Origin of the sequence: Rhodococcus sp. NPDC059968, from assembly GCF_042738615.1 — a bacterium.
Lineage (GTDB): Bacteria > Actinomycetota > Actinomycetes > Mycobacteriales > Mycobacteriaceae > Rhodococcus_F.
In genome coordinates, this window is record NZ_JBHWUE010000010.1 from 73,590 (window position 1) to 95,688 (window position 22,099).

General features: G+C 67.6%; 15 protein-coding genes. 3 read left to right on the plus strand and 12 right to left on the minus strand.

The window, feature by feature from the left end:
* Positions 1 to 124: 124 nt before the first annotated feature.
* The 3 genes from bphC to ACFWAY_RS12195 are packed head-to-tail and all read right to left on the minus strand — an operon-like array spanning position 125 to position 3,438.
* On the minus strand, positions 125 to 1,030 hold the full coding sequence (gene bphC, locus ACFWAY_RS12185) for a biphenyl-2,3-diol 1,2-dioxygenase (protein ID WP_378510776.1): 906 nt from the start codon (positions 1,028 to 1,030) through the stop codon (positions 125 to 127).
* 37 nt (positions 1,031 to 1,067) lie between these two features.
* Positions 1,068 to 2,249 (minus strand): acyl-CoA dehydrogenase family protein, encoded by a 1,182-nt coding sequence (locus ACFWAY_RS12190; protein WP_378510777.1) that lies wholly within the window; start codon positions 2,247 to 2,249, stop codon positions 1,068 to 1,070.
* A gap of 28 nt (positions 2,250 to 2,277) precedes the next feature.
* The gene (locus tag ACFWAY_RS12195) at positions 2,278 to 3,438 is read right to left on the minus strand and encodes a Rieske 2Fe-2S domain-containing protein (RefSeq protein WP_378510778.1); all 1,161 of its coding nucleotides are present in this window, start codon (positions 3,436 to 3,438) and stop codon (positions 2,278 to 2,280) included.
* Between the two features lie 226 nt (positions 3,439 to 3,664).
* Here ACFWAY_RS12195 and ACFWAY_RS12200 point away from each other — a divergent pair, with 226 nt between their 5' ends.
* Positions 3,665 to 4,171, plus strand: a complete 507-nt coding sequence (locus ACFWAY_RS12200) for a hypothetical protein (RefSeq protein WP_378510779.1) — start codon at positions 3,665 to 3,667, stop codon at positions 4,169 to 4,171.
* Between the two features lie 73 nt (positions 4,172 to 4,244).
* Here ACFWAY_RS12200 and ACFWAY_RS12205 read toward each other — a convergent pair whose 3' ends face one another.
* The 3 genes from ACFWAY_RS12205 to ACFWAY_RS12215 form a co-directional block, all read right to left on the minus strand.
* The gene (locus ACFWAY_RS12205) at positions 4,245 to 5,867 is read right to left on the minus strand and encodes a flavin-containing monooxygenase (RefSeq protein WP_378510821.1); all 1,623 of its coding nucleotides are present in this window, start codon (positions 5,865 to 5,867) and stop codon (positions 4,245 to 4,247) included.
* A 155-nt stretch (positions 5,868 to 6,022) separates the two neighbouring features.
* Positions 6,023 to 6,799 (minus strand): RsiV family protein, encoded by a 777-nt coding sequence (locus ACFWAY_RS12210; RefSeq protein WP_378510780.1) that lies wholly within the window; start codon positions 6,797 to 6,799, stop codon positions 6,023 to 6,025.
* Between the two features lie 32 nt (positions 6,800 to 6,831).
* Entirely contained in the window at positions 6,832 to 11,358 is a 4,527-nt protein-coding gene (locus ACFWAY_RS12215; RefSeq protein WP_378510781.1) for an amino acid adenylation domain-containing protein, read from the minus strand.
* Between the two features lie 199 nt (positions 11,359 to 11,557).
* Here ACFWAY_RS12215 and ACFWAY_RS12220 point away from each other — a divergent pair, with 199 nt between their 5' ends.
* Entirely contained in the window at positions 11,558 to 12,541 is a 984-nt protein-coding gene (locus ACFWAY_RS12220; RefSeq protein WP_378510782.1) for an LLM class F420-dependent oxidoreductase, read from the plus strand.
* 110 nt (positions 12,542 to 12,651) lie between these two features.
* Entirely contained in the window at positions 12,652 to 13,656 is a 1,005-nt protein-coding gene (locus tag ACFWAY_RS12225; protein WP_378510783.1) for an LLM class flavin-dependent oxidoreductase, read from the plus strand.
* Positions 13,657 to 13,690: 34 nt separating this feature from the next.
* Here the strand turns inward: ACFWAY_RS12225 and ACFWAY_RS12230 are convergent, their stop codons facing one another.
* The 6 genes from ACFWAY_RS12230 to ACFWAY_RS12255 form a co-directional block, all read right to left on the minus strand.
* Positions 13,691 to 14,803 carry an NDMA-dependent alcohol dehydrogenase gene (locus ACFWAY_RS12230; RefSeq protein WP_378510784.1) on the minus strand — a complete coding sequence of 371 codons (1,113 nt, stop codon included), beginning with the start codon at positions 14,801 to 14,803 and terminating at the stop codon, positions 13,691 to 13,693.
* 23 nt (positions 14,804 to 14,826) lie between these two features.
* Entirely contained in the window at positions 14,827 to 16,335 is a 1,509-nt protein-coding gene (locus ACFWAY_RS12235) for an aldehyde dehydrogenase family protein (protein WP_378454329.1), read from the minus strand.
* A gap of 116 nt (positions 16,336 to 16,451) precedes the next feature.
* On the minus strand, positions 16,452 to 18,107 hold the full coding sequence (locus tag ACFWAY_RS12240) for a sigma-54-dependent Fis family transcriptional regulator (protein WP_378510785.1): 1,656 nt from the start codon (positions 18,105 to 18,107) through the stop codon (positions 16,452 to 16,454).
* A 157-nt stretch (positions 18,108 to 18,264) separates the two neighbouring features.
* On the minus strand, positions 18,265 to 19,407 hold the full coding sequence (locus ACFWAY_RS12245; protein WP_378510822.1) for a lipase family protein: 1,143 nt from the start codon (positions 19,405 to 19,407) through the stop codon (positions 18,265 to 18,267).
* Between the two features lie 93 nt (positions 19,408 to 19,500).
* On the minus strand, positions 19,501 to 20,826 hold the full coding sequence (locus ACFWAY_RS12250; RefSeq protein ID WP_378510786.1) for an MFS transporter: 1,326 nt from the start codon (positions 20,824 to 20,826) through the stop codon (positions 19,501 to 19,503).
* Complete coding sequence (locus ACFWAY_RS12255; RefSeq protein ID WP_378510787.1) at positions 20,823 to 22,082, minus strand: M20 family metallopeptidase; 1,260 nt, start codon at positions 22,080 to 22,082, stop codon at positions 20,823 to 20,825. Before ACFWAY_RS12255 ends, ACFWAY_RS12250 begins: the two co-directional genes overlap by 4 nt.
* Between the last annotated feature and the right edge of the window lie 17 nt (positions 22,083 to 22,099).

The window sequence follows — 22,099 nt, forward strand, 5'->3', positions numbered from 1 at the left end:
CTGGCGACACTTACTATAAATAGGCATATACCTATTTGCAATAGTGCTGGCTGAACGACCCCGAACAGCCCACAGGCCCGGCGCACGCATCGAGTGGATACGCACACCGGGCCCGGACACCCCTTTACATGGCCGCCAGCGGCTCGCTTCCCGACCAGTCGTGGCCCCAGTAGCTGTCGGCGGTGATCTCCTCCGCGGAGTAGTACTTCTCGTCCACCTTCATGCCCTCGGTGCCGAACTCGATGTCCCAGCCGCCGGGGGCACGCACGTAGAACGACACCATCTTGTCGTTGGTGTGGCGGCCGAGGGTCGAGGAGACGGAGAACCCGTCCTTGACGACGCGGTCGAGCGCCTGCCCGACGGCGTCGAGCGTGTCGACCTCCACCATGATGTGCACCAGTCCCGGCGCACCGCCGTGCGGCGCGGGGCACAGAGCCAGGCTGTGATGACGCTCGTTGACGCCCAGGAAGCGCACCCGCATCGGACCGAACTCCGGCGGCGCCGGGATGCGGAAGGCACCGCGAGGCAGGAAGCCGAGCACCTCGGTGTAGAAGTCGAACGCGCCACTGAAGTCCATCACCGGCAGCACGACGTGGCCGAGGCCCTGCGCCCCCGTGACGAACTTCGCGCCGAACGGGGTGACCACCGGGCTGTGGTCGAGGACGGCGCCGTGGAAGATCTCGATCGTCGCACCGGTCGGGTCCTGGAACGTGACGACCTCCTCGACGCGGCGGGCGTCGGCCTCTTCCACCGAGAGCGGTTTGACGGCGATCCCGGCGCCCTCGACCGCCTCCTGAACCCGGACCAGGCCCGCATGGTCGCGAACCTCCCACCCGATGGTGACGACCTCGTCCGTCTCGCCCGGCACGACCACGATGCGGGCCGCGCGCTCGTCCATGCGGAGGTACAGTGCGTCCTCGTCCGGGCCCGAACCCTCGGCGAATCCGAGCACGTCGAACGCGAACGTGCGCCACCGCTCCAGGTCGTTGGTCTGGATCTTGACGTAGCCAAGCCCCTTGATGTCTGTCATGTGTTGTCCTTCTGCTGTTTTCGAGATCCGACGCCGGTCAGATCATCGACTTGAGGTTGTCGGCCGGGTCGAGGCCGAGTGAGCTGAGCGCCGAGGCGTGGTAGACGGTGCTCGGCACATGGATGGCGTGTGCCAGGCCGGCGTGCGCGTCCCGCCAGTACCGCTGCAGGGGCTTGTCCATCCGCAGCGCATTGCCACCCGACCGCGCGAAGATCTGGTCGACGGCGGTGACCGCACGCCATGCGGCCCGCACCTGCGTCCGGCGTCCCGCCGCACGGTCCTCGAAGGTGACCTCTCTGCCCGACTCGACGAGGTCCCAGATCCTGTCGACGTTGGCGAGCAGTTCCTGGCGGGCGGCGTTGATGTCGGCCGCGGCCTCGCCCACGGCGAACAGGACGTAGGGGTCGTCCTTGATCGCGGTGCCCTGCGCGCCGACGCGGTCGCGCTGGTAGTCGAGGTGCGCGGCCAGGGCGCCCTCGGCGATTCCCACCACGGCGGAGGAGATCCCGAGCGGGAACATCGTCGACCACGGCATGTTGTACAGCGTCTCGGTGCGCCCGAACTTCTGCACCGCGGTGCCGTTCATGACCTCGTCGGCGTCCATCACCCGGTAGTCGGGGACGAAGGCGTTCCGGACGATGATGTCCTTGGAACCGGTGCCCTTGAGCCCGACGACGTTCCACGAGTCCTCGACGATCTCGTAGTCGCTGCGCGGCAGGATCATGTGCAGCATCTTCGGCGGCAGGGCCATGGCGCCGTCCCTGTCGCCGAGCATCGCGCCGAGGAAGATCCAGTCGCAGTGATCGGTTCCCGACGAGAACTGCCAGCGTCCGCTGAAGAGGTAGCCGCCGTCGACCGGGGTCGCGATCCCGGTCGGCGCGTACGGCGAGGCCATCCAGGTGTCGGAGTCGGCCGCCCACACCTCGTCCTGCACCTTCGGATCGGCGAACGCCAGCTGCCAGGGGTGCACGCCGACGATGCCGCACACCCAGCCCGTGGCCGGGTCAAGGGACGCCGCGGCCATCACCGTCTCCGCGAACTCGCGCGGATGAGCCTCGTAGCCGCCGTACTTGCCGGGCTGGAGGAGCTTGATCGGGCCGGCCTCGCGGAGCTTCTTTGCCGTGTCGTCGGGCAGCCGGCCGATCCGCTCGGCCTCGGGCGCCTGATCGCGGAGCTGATCCGCGATTGCCATGATGTTGTCGAGAACCTCGTGGGTCATCTGTCGTGTCCTTCTTCTGCGAGCGGGCTCAGGCGTTGGTGTCGAGCGGCACGACGCCGTTGGCGAGGTTGTCGGCAACCTCGGCCTCCCAGCTCTGCACCGCCCTGGTGGTGTCGATCTCGAATTCGAAGCGCTTGGTCATGTCGTCGGTGATGTCCTCGACGTCCACGTAGAACTGCTGGTACCAGCGACGCAGCTGGTACACCGGCCCGTCCTCCTCCGACAGCAGCGGGTTGTCGATGCGCGACTTGTTCAGCCAGATGTCGACGTCCTGCTTGAACCCGAGTTCCACGCCCTCGGCGAACTGCGCCGCCATGCCGTTCGCCACCTCGTCGGACAGCCCCTCGGGCTTCTTCACCATGGCGCCCCACTGCAGGACGAACGAATCGGCGGTGACCGGGTAGTGGCAGTTGATCAGCACCGTCTCGATCATCATGCCGTTCGCTTCGCTCCACAGCTTGTCGATCATGTAGGACGGGCCGAAGTACGACGCGTCCGAGCGCAGCGTCGAATTGGGGTCGTCATAGCTGGTGCCCACCGAGATGTCGTGGCGGGGCGTCGACTGCATGTACTGGGTGGCGACGTGCCCTTCGAAGACGTTCTTGAAGTAGCGCGGGAACGAGAAGTGGACGTAGTAGAAGTGCGCCATGTCGACCACGTTGTCGACGATCTCGCGGCAGTGCGAACCCTCGACGAGCAGCGAATTCCAGGTCCAGTCGGTCCATTCCGAAGAACCGAACCCCTCGATCTCGGGGATCGTCACGTCGGCGGGCGGCGGGTTGCCCTGCGGGTCGTTCCAGACGTAGAGCTGCCCGTTGCGCTCGATGGTCGTCCAGCCCCGGGTCCGCGCCAGCGGCGGGACACGCCGGGCATACGGGATTCCCGTGCACTTGCCGTTGCCGCCCCAGCGCCAGTCGTGGAACGGGCAGGCGATGGAGTCGCCCTTCACGGTGCCGTGCGCCAGGTTGCCACCCATGTGGCGGCAGTAGGCGTCGAGCACACTGAGGGTCCCGTCGGACGTCTCGAACACCACCAGCGACGTGCCGAACGCATCGATCTGATGCGGGGCGCCGTCACTGAAGGTCTTCGCCAGACCCAGGCAATGCCACCCGCGCGCGAAACGCGTTGGTGCCGATCCCACTTCGATCATCCGGACTTCGTCGCCGTCAACGGCACTGTTGCGCGCCATGTCTACCTCCGCCTCGCTGTACGTCAAGAACACCCTCGGGGTGTGGTGTAGCTCATAGTCGGCGCTCGCGGTCGGCTGCGGTACCCGACTCTCCCACTCAGCGAGAGGCTTTCGCATCCACCCATCGCGGCGGAACTTCCGCGTCCCGATCACAGGGACCACACCCCCCGTTCACAGGCCGCGGCGACTACCGTGCGGATCACATACCCGGAAATTGGGAGGAACGATGGCCGCACTCATCTCTTCGCAGCTGTACACGGCAGAGATTCGCCGGCTCTGCGCCGACGCCGTCCCGAGCGGGGTGGTCGTCGCACCCGAGCCGGGGGCGGCCGTCGAGCAGGACTTCCTCCTGCTGCGACCGCACCGGACGTCGGACGACGCCCTGTCCGCGCACGTCCGGAGGGTCGGCGACCACGACCTCCTCGTCCGCCTCCGCAACCGCGACGAGCAGCTGGTCTTCGAGTTCTGGACGAACAGCTTCACCGGCACCGCGACCCCCGACGACCAGTCGGTGGACCTGCTGGAGCGCTACTGCGCCGAGCAGTTTCCCGGGACGCTCCGCAGGTTCCGTACCCGCATCCGGCGGGCTGTGCCGTCCGGTGCGGCGTTCTCCGCGTCGCTGCAGCAGACGTACGTCCAGGACGGCGCACGCATGGCGGACGTCACCGTCACGTGCACGCGGGGCGGTGACGTGCTCGCTCGAGCGTGGGCCACGTACGCGCTGCCCGACTGATCTCGACTCGTTCTCCCACGAATTGGTCAGCCGCGCAGGCAATTGCCTGCGCGGCTGACCAATGCCCGTGAAACTATCCCACGGGGTCGGCCAGCCTCGCCCGGGACCGGCTGAACTCGAAACCGCGGAACCCCTCCTCCGCGACGTCCGCGCAGATCCGCCCGTACGCGCCGAAGCCCCCGAGGTACGGCATGAACACGCGGGGCTTGCCCGGGATGTTCGCGCCCATGTACCAGGAGTTCGCCAACGGGAACAGGGTCTGCGCGGCGAGCTCGCGGCAGTGCTCCACCCACTGCTCGGTGGCGGGGACGGACGCCTCGATCGCGTCGTAGTCCTTCTCCCACAGGTGCTCGATGCAGTCCGCGATCCAGTCGACGTGCTGTTCGGCGCCGAGCACCATGTTCGCCAGCACCGACGGGCTTCCCGGCCCCGTCACGACGAACAGGTTCGGGAACCCCGGAACACCAAGACCGAGATAGGTTTTCGGACCCGCACTCCAGCACTCGGACAGCGGCACACCGCCGCGTCCGACGATCCGCATTCGGTCGAGGGCGCCGGTCATGGCGTCGAATCCGGTGGCGAACACCAGCGTGTCGAGGGCGAAGTCGGCGTCGGTGGTGGTGACACCCGACGGGGTGATCGACTCGATCGGCGCCGCCTTCAGATCCACCAGGGTGACGTTCGGCCGGTTGTACGTTTCGAAATAGTGGGTGTCGGTGACGATCCGCTTGGTCCCGATGGGGTGATCGTTCGGGATCAGCTTGTCCGCGACGGCGGGGTCGTCGACGAGCAGGCGGATCTTCTCCTCCGCGAACTCGCGTGCCGTCGCGTTCGCGGCCTCGGTCTTCGTCTGATCCGGAAAGGTTTTCGCGAACAGCACCCCGCCGAGCTTCCATCGCGTCTCGTAGGCGTCGCGACGTTCCTCGTCGGAGACCTCCCGCGCGGACTTCGGGTGCGCGTTGTACGGCGAGCCGCCACCGCTCTCCCGGGACAGCCTCCGGCGCTCGTCGTATCCGGCCTTGATCGCTCGCCGCATCTCGTCGTCCCATGTCTGGTTACCCGCCGGGACGCTGTAGTTGGCACTGCGCTGGAACACGTACAGGTGTTCGGCCTGCTCGGCGATGAGGGGAATCGACTGAATACCGGAGGAACCGGTACCGATGATCCCGACCCGCCTGCCGGTGAAGTCGACACCCTCGTGCGGCCACTGACCCGTGTGATGCGTGTCGCCGGTGAACGATTCGCGGCCCGCGATGTTCGGCATGTTCGCGGTGGACAGCGCGCCGGTCGCGAAGATGCAGTACCGGGCGGACAGGACGTCGCCGCGGTCGGTGCGCACCTCCCACCGCAGCGACTCCTCGTCCAGTTCCGCGGAGGTCACGCGGGTACCGAACAGGAAACGGTCACGGAGGCCGAACCGGTCCGCGACGTGATTTATGTACGCCAGGATCTCGGGCTGGGTGGCGTACTTCTCGCTCCAATCCCACTCCTGCTCGAGTTCCCGCGAGAACGAGTACGAATAGTCGACGCTCTCCACGTCGCACCGGGCGCCGGGATAGCGGTTCCAGAACCACGTTCCGCCGACGCCTCCCGCCGCCTCCACACCCTGGACGGTCAGACCCAGGCTCCGCAGCTTGTGGACGGCGTACAGACCCGCGAATCCCGCGCCGACGACAACCGCGTCCACGTCGCCGATCCGATTCGCACGAGCATCAACTTCGGTGCGTGCACTCACGGGCGCGCTCCTCTCCCATTCGACAGACACATTCGGCAGCAAAGGCCTGTCTGGGACGGTAGGTCGCGGCACCGGGGCAGCCACAGGTTCGTTCCCGGTGAGCGGTCGGGCAGCGCTTAACTCGACACGACGGGAGCCAGGGCGGGGTCGATCACGTCGGCCAGGGCGTCCCACGGCACGGTGACGGTGACGAGCCCGATCGCGTGCGGTCCCACCTGGTAGTCGTTGAAATGGATCTCCATGCCTGCCGGGGTGGCCAGCCAGTTCGCGAAGTTCGCCTCGGTCGGCTCGATGCCGCTGCGCTCGAAGTCCGGTCCGGCGACCGTCGCGGGGAGCAGGCGCGCGGATTCGTCCGACAGCGCCTGCAGTCCGGCCGGGAGGTCGGGGAAGAGATCGCCGAGCGTGATCGGCGTGGCCGTGTCGGCATTCACCACCACCGTCGCGACGATCGGTGTGGGATGCGCACCGGGTGGATCGGCGTTCCACGACGTCACCAGCAGCCCGCTGATCACGTGCTCGCCGATGTGCGCGACGCTGTGCTCCTGGCTGCTCAGCGTGAAGGCGTCGGTGCCCCAGCCGTCGATCTGGTCCTGGAGTGCGGCGCGCATCGATTCGTTGAACTCGCCGGTGACGGCCGGATTTCCGCCCTCGATCTGCGGGATGAGCACGTCGTAGCGGACGCGGCCGGTGGAACCCGTGACCTGCAGTTCGGTCTCGTTGTAGGGCAGGCTCGCCGACGTGGTCGCCTCGGTGGTGGGCGTGTCCGCGGCAGACGCGGTCGTCGTTGTCGACGGCTCGCTCACCGCGGTGCCCGCCTGGTCGGAACAGGCGGCCAGGGCGAGGACGACCGCGACGAGCGCCACTGCCCGACCAGATCTCCGGATGCCGCTCATGAAGCTATCTCTACCACGTCGATTCGCCCGGGTCACCTACCGATCGGGTCGACGATGGTGTGCAGCGTGTCGACGAAACCCTCTGCGGTGGACGCGTCGTAGAGATCGGCGGAATACACCAGTTCGGCATCGATTCCGTCGGGCCTCCCGTCGACGTCGTGACGTTCGGTGAAGTGGAAGTGCAGATCGCATTTGGCGATGTCGAGTGGACGGGGTGTGACCTCGAAGTCGAGCCCGGACACGTTCAGGGCTGCGGGAGCGAAGTTGTTCAGCGACAGCGCAACCTGGAACAGCGGATGCAGGGACGGCGACCTCGGCGGGTCGAGCACCTGGACGAGCCGCTCGAACTGCACGTCGGCATTCGCCAGAGCCCGAAGCTCCACGCCGCGCGATCGATCGACGATGTCGCACAGCGTCATCGTCGGGTCGACCCGGGTGCGCAGAACCAGCGTGTTGACGAACATTCCCACCACGTCGTCGAGCGCGGGGTCTCCCCGACCCGCGATCGGCGTTCCGATCGCGATGTCGGGATCGCCGCTGACGCGGGCGAGCAGTACCGCCACTGCCGACCTGAGCGCCGTGAACAGGCTGGCGTGGTGCTCGTGCGCGGTGGCAAGCAGGCCTCGATGCGCATGCTCGTCGAGGGAGAACGGAAGTCGTCCCGCTCGATAGGTCCACCGGCGCGGCCGGGGACGATCGGTGGGCAGCGCGAGCTCCCCCCGAAGTCCCGACAGTTCCTTCGTCCAGTGGGCGATCTGCTGGGACGCCACACTTTCCGGGTCGTTCTCGTCCCCGAGCAGTGCCCGACGCCACACCGTGTAATCGGCGTAGTGCACGATCGGCGGCTCCCACGTGGGCTCACTGCCCGTCGCCCGGGAACGGTAGGAGTCGGCGAGATCTCGTGCCAGTGGCGCGAGCGACCAGCCGTCGGCGGCGATGTGGTGGAGGACGCAGGCCAGAAGGTGGTCGCCGTCGCCGAGCCGGAACAGCCGGGCGCGCAGCGGAGGCTCGCGGCGCACGTCGAATCCCGCGGACAGCAACTCCGACGTCTGCGCCGCCATGTCCGCGGCGCCGGTCTCCACCGGCGTCAGGTCGGGCAACGCCTCCGCCACGTCGAGCACATGCTGGTACGGCCCCGACGGCGAGTCGGGAAACACCGTCCGCAACGAGCGGTGCCTGCCCAGGACGTCCGCCATCGCCGAACGCAGGGCGTCGACGTCGAATCCGCCGCGTACTCGCACCGTGAAGGGGATGTTGTGGAGAGCGGGTTCCACGACGGTGCGGTCGATGAAGTACTGCGACGGGGACAGCGGCACGAGGTCCGGCAGCGGTGCGGCGCCCAACTCCGGTCCGCGCGGGCGCCCCGCGTTCTGCGAGTGTGCGCCGGCCTCCGCGATCGTCCGTGCGAGTGCCGCGACCGTCGACGCATCGAAGAGTTCACGCACGCCCAACGTGGTGCCCAGCTCGGCGTTGATCGTCGCGACCACCCGGATAGCCGACAGCGAATCGCCGCTGAGATCGAAGAAGGAATCGTCGGCGCCGACCGAATCCACACCGAGTACCTGGGCGAACACCCGCGCGACGCGGCGCTCGGCCGGGGTCTCGGGGTCACGATGGGGCACCGAATCCGAGCCGAACTCCGGCAGCGGGAGAGCCGCCCGGTCGAGCTTTCCCGTCGGTGTCAACGGGATCGAGTTCACGAGCATGATCGATTTCGGAACCATGTAGTCCGGCAGGAACCGTGCCAGGTGCGCCTTCAACGTCTCGCGATCGATCGACGTGTCCCCCTCGGCCATGATGTAGGACACCAGGTTCGGATCGCCTGCCGAATTCCGTTGCACCACCGTCGCGGCGAAGGCGACGCCCGGATGCGTGTTCAGCGTGGCGTTGATCTCGCCCAGTTCGACACGGAATCCTCGGATCTTGATCTGGTCGTCCGCCCTGTCCAGGAACTCGAGCGTTCCTGCCGCCGTCCACCGCACCACGTCCCCGGTGCGGAACATCCGGGATCCACTGCGGCCGAACGGGTCGGCGACGAACCGGGCAGCGGTCAGCCCGTGCCGCCGATGGTAGCCACGGGCGACTGCCGGGGTGGCGAGGTAGAGCTCACCGACAGCGCCGGGCGGAAGCGGACGTAGGCGGTGATCCAGAACCACCGCGTCCACGCCGCGCATGAGCGAGCCGATCGTCATCCGCTCGTCGGGTGACACCGGATCCGTGAGAGTGACGCTGCACGTCGTCTCGGTCGGACCGTACGCGTTCCGCATGGTCCGGCCGCCGGCCCACCGCCGCGCCAGCTCCTGCGGACACACCTCCCCGCCGACCAGCACCAACTCCAGTTCGTCCGTCGCGCAGGAGTCGATGGCGGCCAGGGCGGACGGCGTCGTCAGGAGGTGGGTGACGTGTTCCTCGCTCAACAGTCGTGACAGTTCCTCGCCGCCGAACACTCCGGGCGGGGTCACGACGAGCGTCGCGCCGCCGATACAGGCCGCGAGCACTTCCACGAGCGCGGTGTCAAAGCTCGGCGAGGCGAAATGCAGGACACGAGAACGCGCGGACACCGCGTACTTGTCTCGAATCTCCTGCGCGAGGTTGGCGAGGCCGCGATGGGTGACGACGACGCCCTTCGGCGCTCCCGTCGACCCGGACGTGTAGATCAGATACGCGGGATGGTCCACGAGCAGCGGACGGGTCCGTTCCGCATCGGGGAGGGTTTCTTCACAGAGATTTTCGAGGTCGTCGATATCTGTGGTCAGCCATGCGACGGTGCCGGGCAGTCGGGCGCGCTCCGAGCGGACGGTCAGCCCGACCGTCGCGCCGCAATCGTCCAGGGTGTACGCGATGCGAGCGCTCGGGTGCGAGGGATCGATCGGAACGTAGGCCGCGCCGGCCTTCGCGACCGCCCACAACGCCAGCACCGACTCCATCGACCGCGGGATGGAGACCGCGACGATGCTCTCGGGTCCGATGCCCCGGCCGGTCAGGAGCCGGGCGAGCCGCCCGGCGAGCCGGTCCAGGTCGCCGTAGGACAGTTCACGCCCGCGGTCGCGGATCGCGATCGCCTCCGGGTGGTCCGCGACGGTCCCCGCGAGGAGACGGTCGAGTGTGATCGGGTCGGCATCCGGAAGTCCCTGCGCGGGAGCGAATTTTTCGCGTTCGCCGGCGAGGAAGACGTCGAGGTCGGCGACCGGTCGTTCCGACTCGATCGATGCGGTGAACCTGTCGAGGTAGGCGAGGAAACGCGCGTGATGTCCGGTCAGTTCGGCGTGGTCGTACAGTGCCGGATTTCCCTCGAAATCGATCCGGGCGGCACTGCCCTCGGCCCCGGGATAGATGTTGACGGCGAGGTCGGCGACGGGACCGGTGGTGAGTACCCGGACCGTCCCGTTCACGGCGCCCAGCGTGATCTCCTTCGTGAACATCATGACGTTGACCACCGGACCGAAATGCAGGAGTTCGACACCGCCCGTGCCGAGGTCCCGGCCGATGTCTTCGCGGCGGTAGCGTTGATGGCGCAGTGCCGCCGTCAACGCCGTCTCGGCGGTTCCGACCGCGTGACGGACGGTGGCAGAGCCGATTCCGTTCAGCCGCAACGGGATCACATTGGAGACCGAACCGCCCGAATACCTGAGCCGGGCCGTCGTCCTCGCCGACACCGGCAGCGACAGGACTACGTCGTCGACACCGGTCATCCTGGCGAGATAGGAGGCGAAGGCGGCGATCGTCACGGCCGTCGAATTCCGTGAGCTCCCGCTCGGACTCGTGTGCCCGGTCGCCGTCCGGGCGTCGGTGTCCGGTCGCGCCGTGCGACCGCTGAGGCTGAGGACCGAAGCCAGGTCGCTGCCCTGCCCGCGCCAGTAGTCGCGGTCCCGGGCGAACCGGGTGGAGGCACGGTAGGTCGCGTCTTCCCGCACGAGACGTTCCGGTCCCACGATCCGGCTGTCCGGCGGTTCCCTGCCCTCGAGGGCAGCGACATACAGTTCGGCCGTGCGGCTCATCAGCATCATCGCGGCGTACCCGTCCGACACGATGTGGTGGGCGCGGGAGTACCAGTAGTAGTGATCGTCGCCCAGCTGCAGAATGTGCGAGACGAGGAGCGGTCCGTCGTACATGTCGGTGCGTGCGCTCCGGTCGTTCCGCATCCAGCGGTGGGCAGCGTCGACGGGATCGTCCTCGCCGCGAAGGTCGGTGGTGGGTACCCGCTCGTCGACGGTCGGGTCCACGATCTGATGCGGCTGTCCGTCGATGTCCACCAGGCGCACCGCTCCCCAGCCGAATTCGAGATTCGTGCGACGGGTGGCGTCACACAGAACGGCAAGTTCGACCGGACCGTGCAGATCGACGTAGTGGGCGATGACGTACGGGATCTCCGGCGTGAGCTGTTGCGCGAACCAGATGGATCGTTGTGCCGCGGTCAGCGGAAAGGCGCCCACGGTCGATCGCGTCGGGTGCCCCAGCGGGCGTTCCACGATGGCGACTTCAGGCCGGATATACGTGGGCCTGTCCGGGCAGGCGCACGCCGTGCCGCCGGACTGCTGCGAATCGAAATCGAAGTTCATCGTCCCCCCTCGGGCTGTGCTCTGCACTCCATCACCCCACTGTGCAGAGTCGTCGCGGATATCGGATCGGCGCCGTATACGGCACCAACCATCAGCCTCGTCGACCCGCACCGCCTCCACCAGGCACCCCAGGGTGCGCATCTGCCTACCCTCGAATTATGAGAGGTGCCCGGGCCGCCATCCGAGTAGCGTCGAACGGGTGACTATTCGCCTTGGATACCAGATGCCGAATTTCAGTTACTCCACCCCCGTCGCGGACCTGTTCCCGACCGTTATCGCGCAGGCCCGTGAGGCCGAATCCGCGGGTTTCGACACCGCATTCGTGATGGACCACTTCTATCAGCTGCCGGGCCTCGGTGCGCCCGACGAACCGATGCTCGAGGCATACACCGCCCTCGGCGCCCTCGCCACGGCCACCGACAACATCCAGCTGTCCGCGCTGGTCACCGGCAACACCTACCGCAACCCGCCGATGCTCGCCAAGTCGGTGACCACCTTGGACGTCGCCAGCGGCGGACGGGCCGTCCTCGGCATCGGCGCCGGCTGGTTCGAACTCGAGCACAACCAGTACGGCTACGAGTTCGGCACGTTCACCGACCGATTCGAACGACTAGACGAGGCGCTGCAGATCATCGCGCCGATGCTGCACGGCGAACGTCCGACATTCGACGGCAAGTGGTATCACGTCGAGAACGCGATCAACGAACCGCGGATACGCGACAACCTGCCGATCATGCTCGGCGGTGGTGGTGAGAAGAAGACGTTCGGTCTCGCCGCCCGGTTCGCGGACCACCTGAACATCATCTGCAATGCCGGTGAACTGCCACGCAAGCTCGAGGCCCTCGATGCCCGGTGCTCGGAGATCGGTCGCGACCGGTCCACGCTGGAAACCAGCTACCTGGCCTTCGTCATCATCGACGAGGACGGCGACCGCGCCCGGCAACTCCAGCACGACTTCCTGCTTACGCAGGGCGTCGACCTGTCGAAGGCGTCGGACGAGGAACGCGCCGCCGCCACCGACCGGCAGTTCTGCGGTGCCCCCGACGAGGTGGCCGAGCAGCTGAAGACCCGAGTCCTCGACGCGGGAATCGACGGCATCGTCCTCAATCTCGTCGCCAACGGGCACGAACCCGGCATCGTCGAACTCACCGGGCGCACGCTGCGTCCCTTGGTCGACGCCTGACCGTTCCGGCAGGCCGGAATACGCGCACTACCTCTGCGGTTACACCCAGAGGTAGTGCGCGAGGCTAACCTCTCGCGCCTGTTTTTTGGTGACGAAAGGTGACGAATCCGGTGAGCGCTGTTCTGTCGATTCTGGATCTGGCTTACATCCGCGAGGGCGACACGGCGCGGGACAGTTTCGATGCGAGCGTGAAGCTCGCGCAACTCGCGGAGACCCGCGGGTACCGCCGCATCTGGTATGCGGAGCACCACAACATGCCCTCGATCGGCTCGTCCGCGACGAGCGTCCTCATCGCGCACGTCGCCGCGCACACCGAGAACATCCGGCTCGGCGCCGGCGGCATCATGCTGCCCAACCACGCGCCGCTGACGATCGCCGAGCAGTTCGGCACCCTCGCAACACTGCACCCCGGTCGCATCGACCTCGGACTCGGACGCGCCCCCGGCAGCGACCAGAAGACGATGTACGCGCTGCGCCGCGACCCGGCGTCCGCGGACCGGTTCCCGCAGGATGTCCTGGAACTCCAGGCATACCTCCGAGGTGTGTCACGGGTTCCCGGCGTCGACGCGATCCCCGGCAAGGGCACGAACGTTCCCCTCTACATCCTCGGGTCCTCACTGTTCGGCGCGCAGCTCGCCGCGAAGCTCGGCCTCCCGTACGCCAACGCGTCCCACTTCTCCCCCGACTCGCTCGTCGACGCCGTCACGCTGTACCGGGAGCGGTTCGAGCCGTCCGAGGACCTGTCCGAGCCGTACGTGATCGCCGGCGTCAACGCCATCGCCGCGGACACCACCGAGGACGCGCATCGACAGTTCGAAGCGTCCCTGCGGCGGCGGGTGGTGCAGATGGTCGGTCGCGGGCAGAAATTCACCCCCGAGGAGGTCGACCTCATCATGACGTCCCCGGCGGGTCAGCAGGTCGCGCAGATGGTGCGCTACTCCGCCGTCGGCACCCCCACCGAGGTCAAGACGTACCTCGACGAGTTCGCCGAGCACGCGCAGGCCGACGAGCTGATCGTCGCCTCCCATGCCGAGAACACCGAGTCCTGGCTGAAGACGTACGACCTGCTCGCCGATGTGTGGCGCGGAGCGCCCGTGCGCCTTTCTGGTAGCTAGCACAACCAGAAAGGCGCACGGGCGGCGAAGCCGCCTACTGCTGGTGGACGATCACGCCACGCAGGTTCTTTCCGTCCCGCAGATCCTGGTAGCCCTCGTTCACCTGCTCGAGCGTGTACTTGGTGGTGATCAGCTCGTCGAGCTTGAGCTGGCCCGCGTCGTACAGGCGCAGCAGGCGGACGATGTCGTACTGCGGGTTGGCCGAGCCGAACAGCGAACCCTTGATCGTCTTCTGGTTCAGGGTCAGGTCGGTTCCCGAGATGTGCACCGTGAGCTTGGCAGGGTCGGCGAGGCCGGTGATGACAACGGTGCCGCCCTTGCCGATGACGGCGGTCGCGTTCTGCACCACCTCTTCGTCGACGGTGCCCACCAGGATGAGGGCCTGATCGGCGCCCTGACCCCAGGTCAGTTCGTTGACCTTCTCCGCGGCGGTCGCGGCGTCCGCGAACGCGTGGGTGGCGCCGAACTTCAGCGCGGCCTCCCGCTTCATCGCCACCGGATCCACCACCACGACGTACTTGGCGCCGGAGCTGACCGCACCCTGCACGGCGTTGATGCCGAGTCCGCCGATGCCGTAGATGACGACGGTGTCACCGGCGCGAACTCCGCCGGCGTACACCGCGGTGCCCCAACCGGACGGCACACCGCAGCCGACGAGGACGGCGGTCTCCAGCGGGAGCCAGTCGTCCACCTTCACCACCGAGTGCTGCGAGATCGTGGCGCGCTCCGCGAACGTGCCGAGCATGCACATGGCACCGAAATCCTCCTTGTCCGAGTGGAACCGGAACGAGCCGTCGGGCATCGAGCCCTCGAGGATGGTGGCGCCCATGTCACACAGGTTCTGGCGGCCGGTGGCGCAGTAGCGACACGTGCCGCAGTTCGGGATGAAGCTGCAGACCACGTGGTCGCCGGGCTTCACCTTGGTGACACCGGGGCCGACTTCCTCGATGATGCCGGAACCTTCGTGCCCGCCGACGATCGGGAACCGCGGCGGCAGATCGCCGTCGGTCAGGTGCAGGTCCGAATGGCACAGGCCTGCCGCGACATACTTGATGAGCACTTCTCCGGGACCCGGACCGTCCAGCTCGAGTTCCACGATCTCGAACGGCTTGTGCGTTTCGAACAGAACCGCTGCTTTGGTCTTCATGTCTTCTCCTCGTTGAGTGACGGTCAGAGTGCGATGTTGACGGCTTTGGTCTGGGTGTAGAGGTCGATGGCGGTCGCCCCGAGCTCACGTCCCCAACCGGACTGCTTGTATCCGCCGAACGGCATGGCGGTGTCGAACCCGTTGTACTGGTTGATCCACACCGAACCGGCCTTGAGCTGACGGGCCGTGAGGTGCGCCTTGGACAGGTCCTTGGTCCAGATTCCGGCGGCGAGGCCGTAGATGCTGCTGTTCGCCGCCTTCGCGACTCCCTCCTCGGCGTTGAACGGGAGCGCTGCGACGACGGGGCCGAAGATCTCCTCCTCGACGATGCTGAACTCGGGCTTCACGTCCACGAACACCGTCGGCTCGACGTAGAAGCCGGTGTCGCCCCAGCGCTTTCCGCCGGTGAGGGCGCGGGCGCCGTCGGCGAGTCCGGCGGCCAGGTAACCGGTGACCTTGTCGAACTGCTCCTGCGACACCAGCGGTCCGAGCTGGGTGGTGGGATCGAGTCCGGGGCCGATCTTGACCTGGCCGGCGGCCTCGGCAACCGCTGCGGTGAAGTCGTCGAAGATGCTGTCCTCGACGAACATCCGGGTGCCTGCGACGCAGCACTGACCGTGGTTGAACAGCCAGGCATTGAGCGATCCGGTGACGGCGGCGTCGAAGTCCGCGTCCGCGAACACGACATTGGCGCTCTTGCCGCCGAGTTCGAGCGACACTTTCTTGAGGTTGCCCCGGGCGGCGTCGACGATCTTCTTCCCGACCTCGGTTGAGCCGGTGAACGCGATCTTGTCGACGTCGTCGTGCGCCGAGAGTGCCGCCCCGGCATCGCCGTAGCCGGTGACGATGTTGACGACGCCCGGCGGGAAGCCGGCCTCCTCGAACACCTCGCCGAGCAGGATCGCGGTGAGCGGGGTCTGCTCCGCGGGCTTGAGGATCACCGTGTTTCCGGCGGCGAGCGCGGGGGCCAACTTGAATGCGGCCATGAGCAGCGGGAAGTTCCAGGGAACGATCAGCCCGCAGACGCCGACGGGTTCACGCAGCGTGTACGCGTGGAACTGGCCGCCGGGAACGAACGGCATGCTCACGTTGACCGTGCTGCCTTCGATCTTGGTGGCCCAGCCCGCGAAGTAGCGGAAGATGTCGGCCGACCAGGCGACGTCGACAGCCGCGGCGATGCCCGCCGACTTGCCGTTGTCCAGCGCCTCGAGCTGACCGAATTCTTCGGCGCGCTCGGAGAGGATGTCGCCCACCCGCCAGATCAGCCGTTCCCGCTCGTTGGGCTTCATCGTCGACCACGGGCCCTCGTCGAATGCCGTGCGTGCGGCGCGGACCGCCCGGTCGACGTCTTCGGCGCCACCGCGCGCGACGGTGGTCAGCACCTGCCCGTTGGCCGGGTCGATCGTCTCGAACGTCTCGCCGCTCGCCGATTCCACCCACTGCCCTCCGACGAGGAATCGCTTGGTGCCGGACAGAAAGTTCCGTACCGACGGCAAGAGTTCCGCTTGGCTGGGTTCGATCGTCGCTGTCATCAAAACCTCCGAAGTTGCGAATGTGACGTGGCTCATAGTGCACTGGTTGCCATATCACTAACTGTCCTGACTTCGGACACCTCCGGACGGTCGCGGATCGGTGGATGAAACTGCAGCTAGACGGTGATATCCAGGGCTCTGATCCGCACGTAGAGCGTGCTGCGGCTGATGCCCAGCGCGGCCGCGGCGTGCACCTTGTTGCCGCCGCATTCCTGCAGTGCGTCGACGATGGCCTGGCGTTCGGCGCGCTCGCGGCCGGCCAGCCGGGACACCCGCGTCGGCGTCCGATACTGGTCGGGTAGATCCGCGACGGCGATGTTCGCGCTGGTGCGCCTGCCCGCGGCCGCCTGCAGCACGACGGACAGTTCCGCGATGTTCCCCGGCCAGTCGCGGGCGATCAGAGCGTCGAGCGCGCTCGCGGTGAGCCGGAGACCGGGATCGACGGAATCGAGAATTCCCTGCGCGATGTCCGCGAATTCGCGGCTGCGTTGCCGCAGCGGCGGAAGCACCACCTGTCCCGGGCAGCGGCCGACCAGACCCGCAACGCCCGGTGGCAGATCACCGAGGGGAGAACTCGTCATCACGATTCGTGGCCCCGCGTCGGCCGCTGGCATCTTCACGACCAGCGGCAGCATCGACTCGGGCAGCAGTTGCACTTCCTCGATCGCCAGGACCGCGGAGGATCCCGTGGCCAGCGTGAGAAGCCGGTCGATCCAGGCCTCGGCGCCATCGAGAGCGATGGCGGCCGTGTCCATACATACGAGCGACTGGTCGCCGGCCAGATCACGAACCGCCGTCGTCCTGCCGGTTCCCGGTTCGCCGCTGATCACCACCGGCTCCCGGGTCTCGCGCAGCCGCGACAACTCCGCCCTGCTGCGTTCGACGACGGAACTCGACGGAGACTTTCCGCGTCGGATGGGGGTGCTCGTCCGGCGATCCAGGCGGACGACGAAAACGGCCCCGCCGTCCGTGCCTGCCACGTGGTCGGCGCGGACCAACGCCGGTTCGCCCGAGGACAATTGGATCCGCACCGTCTTCGACTGCTCCGGGCGCAGGTCCGCGGCAAGCCCCCGCAGGGTCGCGTGATCGGACACCTGGAGCAGGTCGAGCGCCACCCGGTTGCTGAGCAGAATATCCTCGCCGATCGCGGTGACCGCCATCTGATTCTGCGGCGACACCCGCTGGAACGCGTCCACGAGCCGCTGCTGAGACACCCGGGACCCTTCGAGCAGTCGTCGTTCGATGTCCCCGGCCGCGCGGGCCAGGAACGGGGCGAACAGCGGGTTGGCGCGCGACGCGACGCCCGTCATGTCGAGGATGCCCTCGACGCGGCGCGTCACCGGATGGACGATCGGGTGGCCGTAGCAGCTAAGGTCCTTGAACCGCTCGAGGTAGTGCTCCTCGCCGTGGATCACGACACCACGCCGGACTTCCATCGGCGTCCCCAGCGCGGTGGTCCCGACGCAGTCCTCGCCGAACCTCGACCCCAGCACCGCCCCGGCGCCGTCGATCAGGCGCTCGAGTTTGGGGCCGTCGAAGAGCCGGGCGACGATGCGGCAGTCGCGGTCGGCGAGCAGGACACAGAATCCGGTGCCCTGGATCTGCTGTTCCATTTCGTCGAGCACGGGTCGGGCCGCCTGCAGCAGGCGACTGGACTTGTCCAGGTCGGAGCAGGGGTCACCGGTCGGCGTCGAACTCGGTTCCAGGCCGCTGAGCGCCGAACGCTTCCAGGACAACGCAATCTCCGGCCGCATCGCCGCGTGCCCGGTCATGCCGCCAAACTCCAACCTCGACTCCTTGCCGCGCACGAATCCGGTCGTGCATCGGCGCACGACTCACACCCGAACGTACCCACACAGTGTGACCCACGCCATAGTGCCTGCGGACGCGGCGAGCAACTGTCCGGAATCCGGACAGTGCCGAGTTCCCTCAGTCGAACAGCCCCCGCACGAACGGGATGGTGTCGGCCTGCGAATCGATGAGCGTGCCGCTGTGGTCGGTGGGATAGGTCTTGAACGTGACCGGCTCACCGTTGGCGGTCAGGGCCGCGACCAGCGAGAACGCCGACGGTGCGGGCACGTCGATGTCGGTGAGCCCCTGCCCGATGAACAGGGGACGGTCGTACCCACTCGTCGGGACGCCCATGTAGTCCACGAGCAGCCCGTGGAAGTTCGGGATCTGGTTCAGCGGTTTGCTGAACAGGTCGCCGACCACCACACCTTCCACGACGTCGTGCAGTTCGTTGACGCACAGCTGCTCGGCGGCGTTCACGTACTGGGCGCCGAGCGGGGTGAGGTACGAGTCGAGGTCGATCTCGGGGTGCGCCGACCGCAGTCCCGCGAGGATGTAGAACAGGTACGACGTGAGGCCGGCGGGGATCGCCGTGGGTGGCACTCCCGGGCCCAGCGGCAGCAGTGTCAGCTCGATGTTCGCGGGTACGCCCGTTCCCACTGCCCCGCGGTAGTCCAGCGTCTCCCCGCCGTACTCGGTGGCGTAGCGGGCGGTGGTGATCGCGGCGCCGCCGCCCTGCGACTGGCCGACCACCACCCACTTGTCCGACAGGGACTCGTCGACGGCGCGGGCGGCCTTCACCGAGTCGACGACGCTGTGCGCCTCGACCTTTCCGTCGAGGTACGGCATCACACCGGGTGTGCCGAGGCCGACGTAGTCGGTGGAGACGACGGCATATCCCTGCTCGAGCCAGTGTCCGAGATACGGGTAGTCACGCTCGGGGAGCGCGGGCCCGACGAGGGAGGGCGCGCAGTCGTCCGCGAGCCCGGACGTGCCGTGCGCCCACGCGACCACCGGCCAGCCCCCGTCGGGCGCCTCCCCCGGTGGCACGTACACGGCGCCGCTGCTGAGTGCGGGGCTCCCGTCGGACCCGATCGACCAGTAGGTGATTCGCTGCGCGTCGGCGGTGCCGGGGATCCAGAGGCCGGTCGGCAGCGGCTCGACGTTCACAACGCCCCCCGGCGCGCGTTCGGCCTCGTCGGCGAACGCGGCCGGGGAGGCGAGGCAGGTGCCGCCCACCGTCAGGGATGCGATCGCGACGCTTGCCGCGGCTCGCGCCATTCGTACCGAGTGTGTCTTCACCGCTTCAAGATAGAGCCTCACCCGCATGTGAGTGGCAAAGCGCACGGGAGCACGCTTTGCCACTCACGTGCACTACGTCTGGGACGCGAGATCCCGTCCCCGGGTCTCGGGAATCGTGATCAGTGCGGCGATCGAGACCGCGACCAGCGCGAGCGCGTACCACTCGAACAGTTCCGGCGAACCACGGTCCGCGAAGAATGTCTGGACATATGCGGCCGTCCCGCCGAATGCCGCCACACCGATCGAGTACGGCACTCCGACACCGGCCGCACGCAACCCGGTGGGGAACAGTTCCGCCATCATCGCGGGCATGACCGACAGGATCGCGCCCATCACGAACAGGGCGATCGCCATCGCGAAGAACAGCGTGACCGCGCTGTGCCCGATCATGGCGTTGAGCGGAAACAGCAGGGCAGCGATGCCGACGTTGCCGATGTACAGCACCGGTTTGCGTCCGATCCGGTCCGACAGCGCACCCCAGAACGGCAGCGACGCAATCAGTACGAGGTTTGCGCCGACCCCCGCCCACAGTGCGCCGGCCGGATCGATGCCCCGGACCGCGATCGCGTACGCCGGCGCCGACACGGCCCACACGTAGTAGACGACGGTGCCGCCGACCGTGAAGAACAGGATCTGGAACACCTGCCGCCGGTGCGCCAGGAACAGCTGCCACATCGACTGCTTCGCGGTCTCGTCGCCCGACTCCTCGTAGACTTCGGTCTCCCTCATCCGGGACCGCATCCACAACACGAACAGACCGAGCACGCCGCCCAGCAGGAACGGCACCCGCCAGCCCCAGGTGGCCATCTGCTCCGAACTCAGCGTCGTCGTGAGCAGTGCGCCGAGAAGCGTGCCGACGACGACTCCGGTGGTGTTGGAGATGTAGATGAGGCTGGACCACAGTCCACGCCGGGCCGTCGGCGCGAATTCGACGATGTAGGTCTGCGCGGACGGCAACTCGCCGCCGTGCGCGACGCCCTGCGCGAGGCGCGCCACGACGAGGACCACCGCCGCCGCGACGCCGATCGTCTGATGAGTCGGGGTCAGACCGATGACCAGGCTGCCGACCGCGGCCAGTCCGACGGCGAGCGTCATCGACAGCTTGCGTCCCCGTCGATCCGACATCCAGCCGAACAGCAGACCGCCGAACGGCCTGGCGACGAATCCGACGGCGAAGACACCGAACGACGCCAGCAGGTCGGAGACCGCGGAGCCGGTGTGGAAGAACTGCGGGGCGAAGAACGCGGCGAACGTCGCGTAGACGGTCCAGTCGAAGTACTCGATCCCGTTGCCCGTGCCCACGCCGACGATCGCACGCGCCTTCTCCCAGCGCTCGGACCTCTGGGTAGTGGCCGGGCCGGCGTTCACGGACCCGCTCTCGGTGACGATCTCGGTCATCGTGCATCACTCCCCGCCGCCACAGCGGCACTGTCGAGTCGGGCATTGTCGAGGCGGGCCTTGTCCAGCCGTCGAACGGCCAGTCCGGCGTAGATGGTGGCGGCGTCGGCGAGCACCGCGTCGTCGAATTGTGCTCGGGGCGAATGGTTCATGGGAGCGGCAGCGGGATCAGCGCCGGGCATGCACGCGCCCAGTCCGATGAACGCACCGGGCACTTCCTGCAGGACGTAGGAGAAGTCCTCGGACCCGGCCATCGGATGCGTGACCGTCTCGTAGCGGTCCTCGCCCATGAGGTCGCTGACCACTTCGGCACCGAACGCGACCTCGTCGACGTCGTTGATCGTCATCGGGAACTCGGGAGCCACGGTGACGTCGACCTCGACCCGTTGCGCGGACGCCACGCCCTCGAGCACCCGGCGCAGCGCCGCCGGCACCTTCTCGTACGTGGCGGGCGAATAGCACCGGACCGTCGCCTCGAACCGCGCATCGTCGGGAATGATGTTGTGCCGCGACCCGGCCTGAACGTTCGCGACCGTCACGACGACGGGATCGAACACGTCGAACGTCCGGGTGATCATGGTCTGCAGCGACGTGATCATCTCGGCCATCGCGGTGATCGGATCCCGGGCGGTCGACGGGGACGATCCGTGTCCGCCCGCCCCGCGCACCGTGACCGTCAGCTTGTACGACGCCGCGAGCAGCGTGCCCGCCTTGGAGAAGAACCGCCCCTGCGGCTTCTGGCAGGAGAAGACGTGCATGCCGTAGGCGGTGTCGGCGCGGCGGCCGGCGGCGTCGAGCACCCCCTCGTCCACCATCACCTTGGCGCCGTCCCACCCCTCCTCGCCGGGCTGGAACATCAGGACGACGTCGCCCGCCAACTGGTCGCGATGACGGCTGAGCAGTTGCGCGGCGCCGACCAGCGCAGCGGTGTGCAGATCGTGCCCGCATCCGTGCATGGCGCCGTTCTGCGCCGCGAAGTCGAGTCCGGTCTGTTCGGTGACCGGGAGTCCGTCCATGTCGGCGCGCAGCAGCACCGTCTGCGCGGCGTCGACCGAACGCTTGCCGCCGCGGAGCACCGTGCTTACCGACGTCGTGTTCGTTCCGGTCGAGATCTCGAGCGGCAGGCCGTCCAACGCCTCGAGGACACGTTCCTGCGTGCGCGGCAGGTCCAGTCCGACCTCCGGTTCGCGGTGCAGCACGCGACGCAGTTGCACGAGGTCGCCCTGGAGGGCGCGGGCGTCGTCCAAGAGATTCATTGCTCTCCCTTATGTCG

What these genes read in the sequence shown, in the direction of transcription:
- bphC (WP_378510776.1), bottom strand. Translation starts at nt 1,030, where the DNA reads ATGACAGACATCAAGGGGCTTGGCTACGTCAAGATCCAGACCAACGAC.
- ACFWAY_RS12190 (WP_378510777.1), bottom strand. Translation starts at nt 2,249, where the DNA reads ATGACCCACGAGGTTCTCGACAACATCATGGCAATCGCGGATCAGCTC.
- ACFWAY_RS12195 (WP_378510778.1), bottom strand. Translation starts at nt 3,438, where the DNA reads ATGGCGCGCAACAGTGCCGTTGACGGCGACGAAGTCCGGATGATCGAA.
- ACFWAY_RS12200 (WP_378510779.1), top strand. Translation starts at nt 3,665, where the DNA reads ATGGCCGCACTCATCTCTTCGCAGCTGTACACGGCAGAGATTCGCCGG.
- ACFWAY_RS12210 (WP_378510780.1), bottom strand. Translation starts at nt 6,799, where the DNA reads ATGAGCGGCATCCGGAGATCTGGTCGGGCAGTGGCGCTCGTCGCGGTC.
- ACFWAY_RS12215 (WP_378510781.1), bottom strand. Translation starts at nt 11,358, where the DNA reads ATGAACTTCGATTTCGATTCGCAGCAGTCCGGCGGCACGGCGTGCGCC.
- ACFWAY_RS12230 (WP_378510784.1), bottom strand. Translation starts at nt 14,803, where the DNA reads ATGAAGACCAAAGCAGCGGTTCTGTTCGAAACGCACAAGCCGTTCGAG.
- ACFWAY_RS12235 (WP_378454329.1), bottom strand. Translation starts at nt 16,335, where the DNA reads ATGACAGCGACGATCGAACCCAGCCAAGCGGAACTCTTGCCGTCGGTA.
- ACFWAY_RS12240 (WP_378510785.1), bottom strand. Translation starts at nt 18,107, where the DNA reads ATGACCGGGCACGCGGCGATGCGGCCGGAGATTGCGTTGTCCTGGAAG.
- ACFWAY_RS12245 (WP_378510822.1), bottom strand. Translation starts at nt 19,407, where the DNA reads ATGGCGCGAGCCGCGGCAAGCGTCGCGATCGCATCCCTGACGGTGGGC.
- ACFWAY_RS12250 (WP_378510786.1), bottom strand. Translation starts at nt 20,826, where the DNA reads ATGACCGAGATCGTCACCGAGAGCGGGTCCGTGAACGCCGGCCCGGCC.
- ACFWAY_RS12255 (WP_378510787.1), bottom strand. Translation starts at nt 22,082, where the DNA reads ATGAATCTCTTGGACGACGCCCGCGCCCTCCAGGGCGACCTCGTGCAA.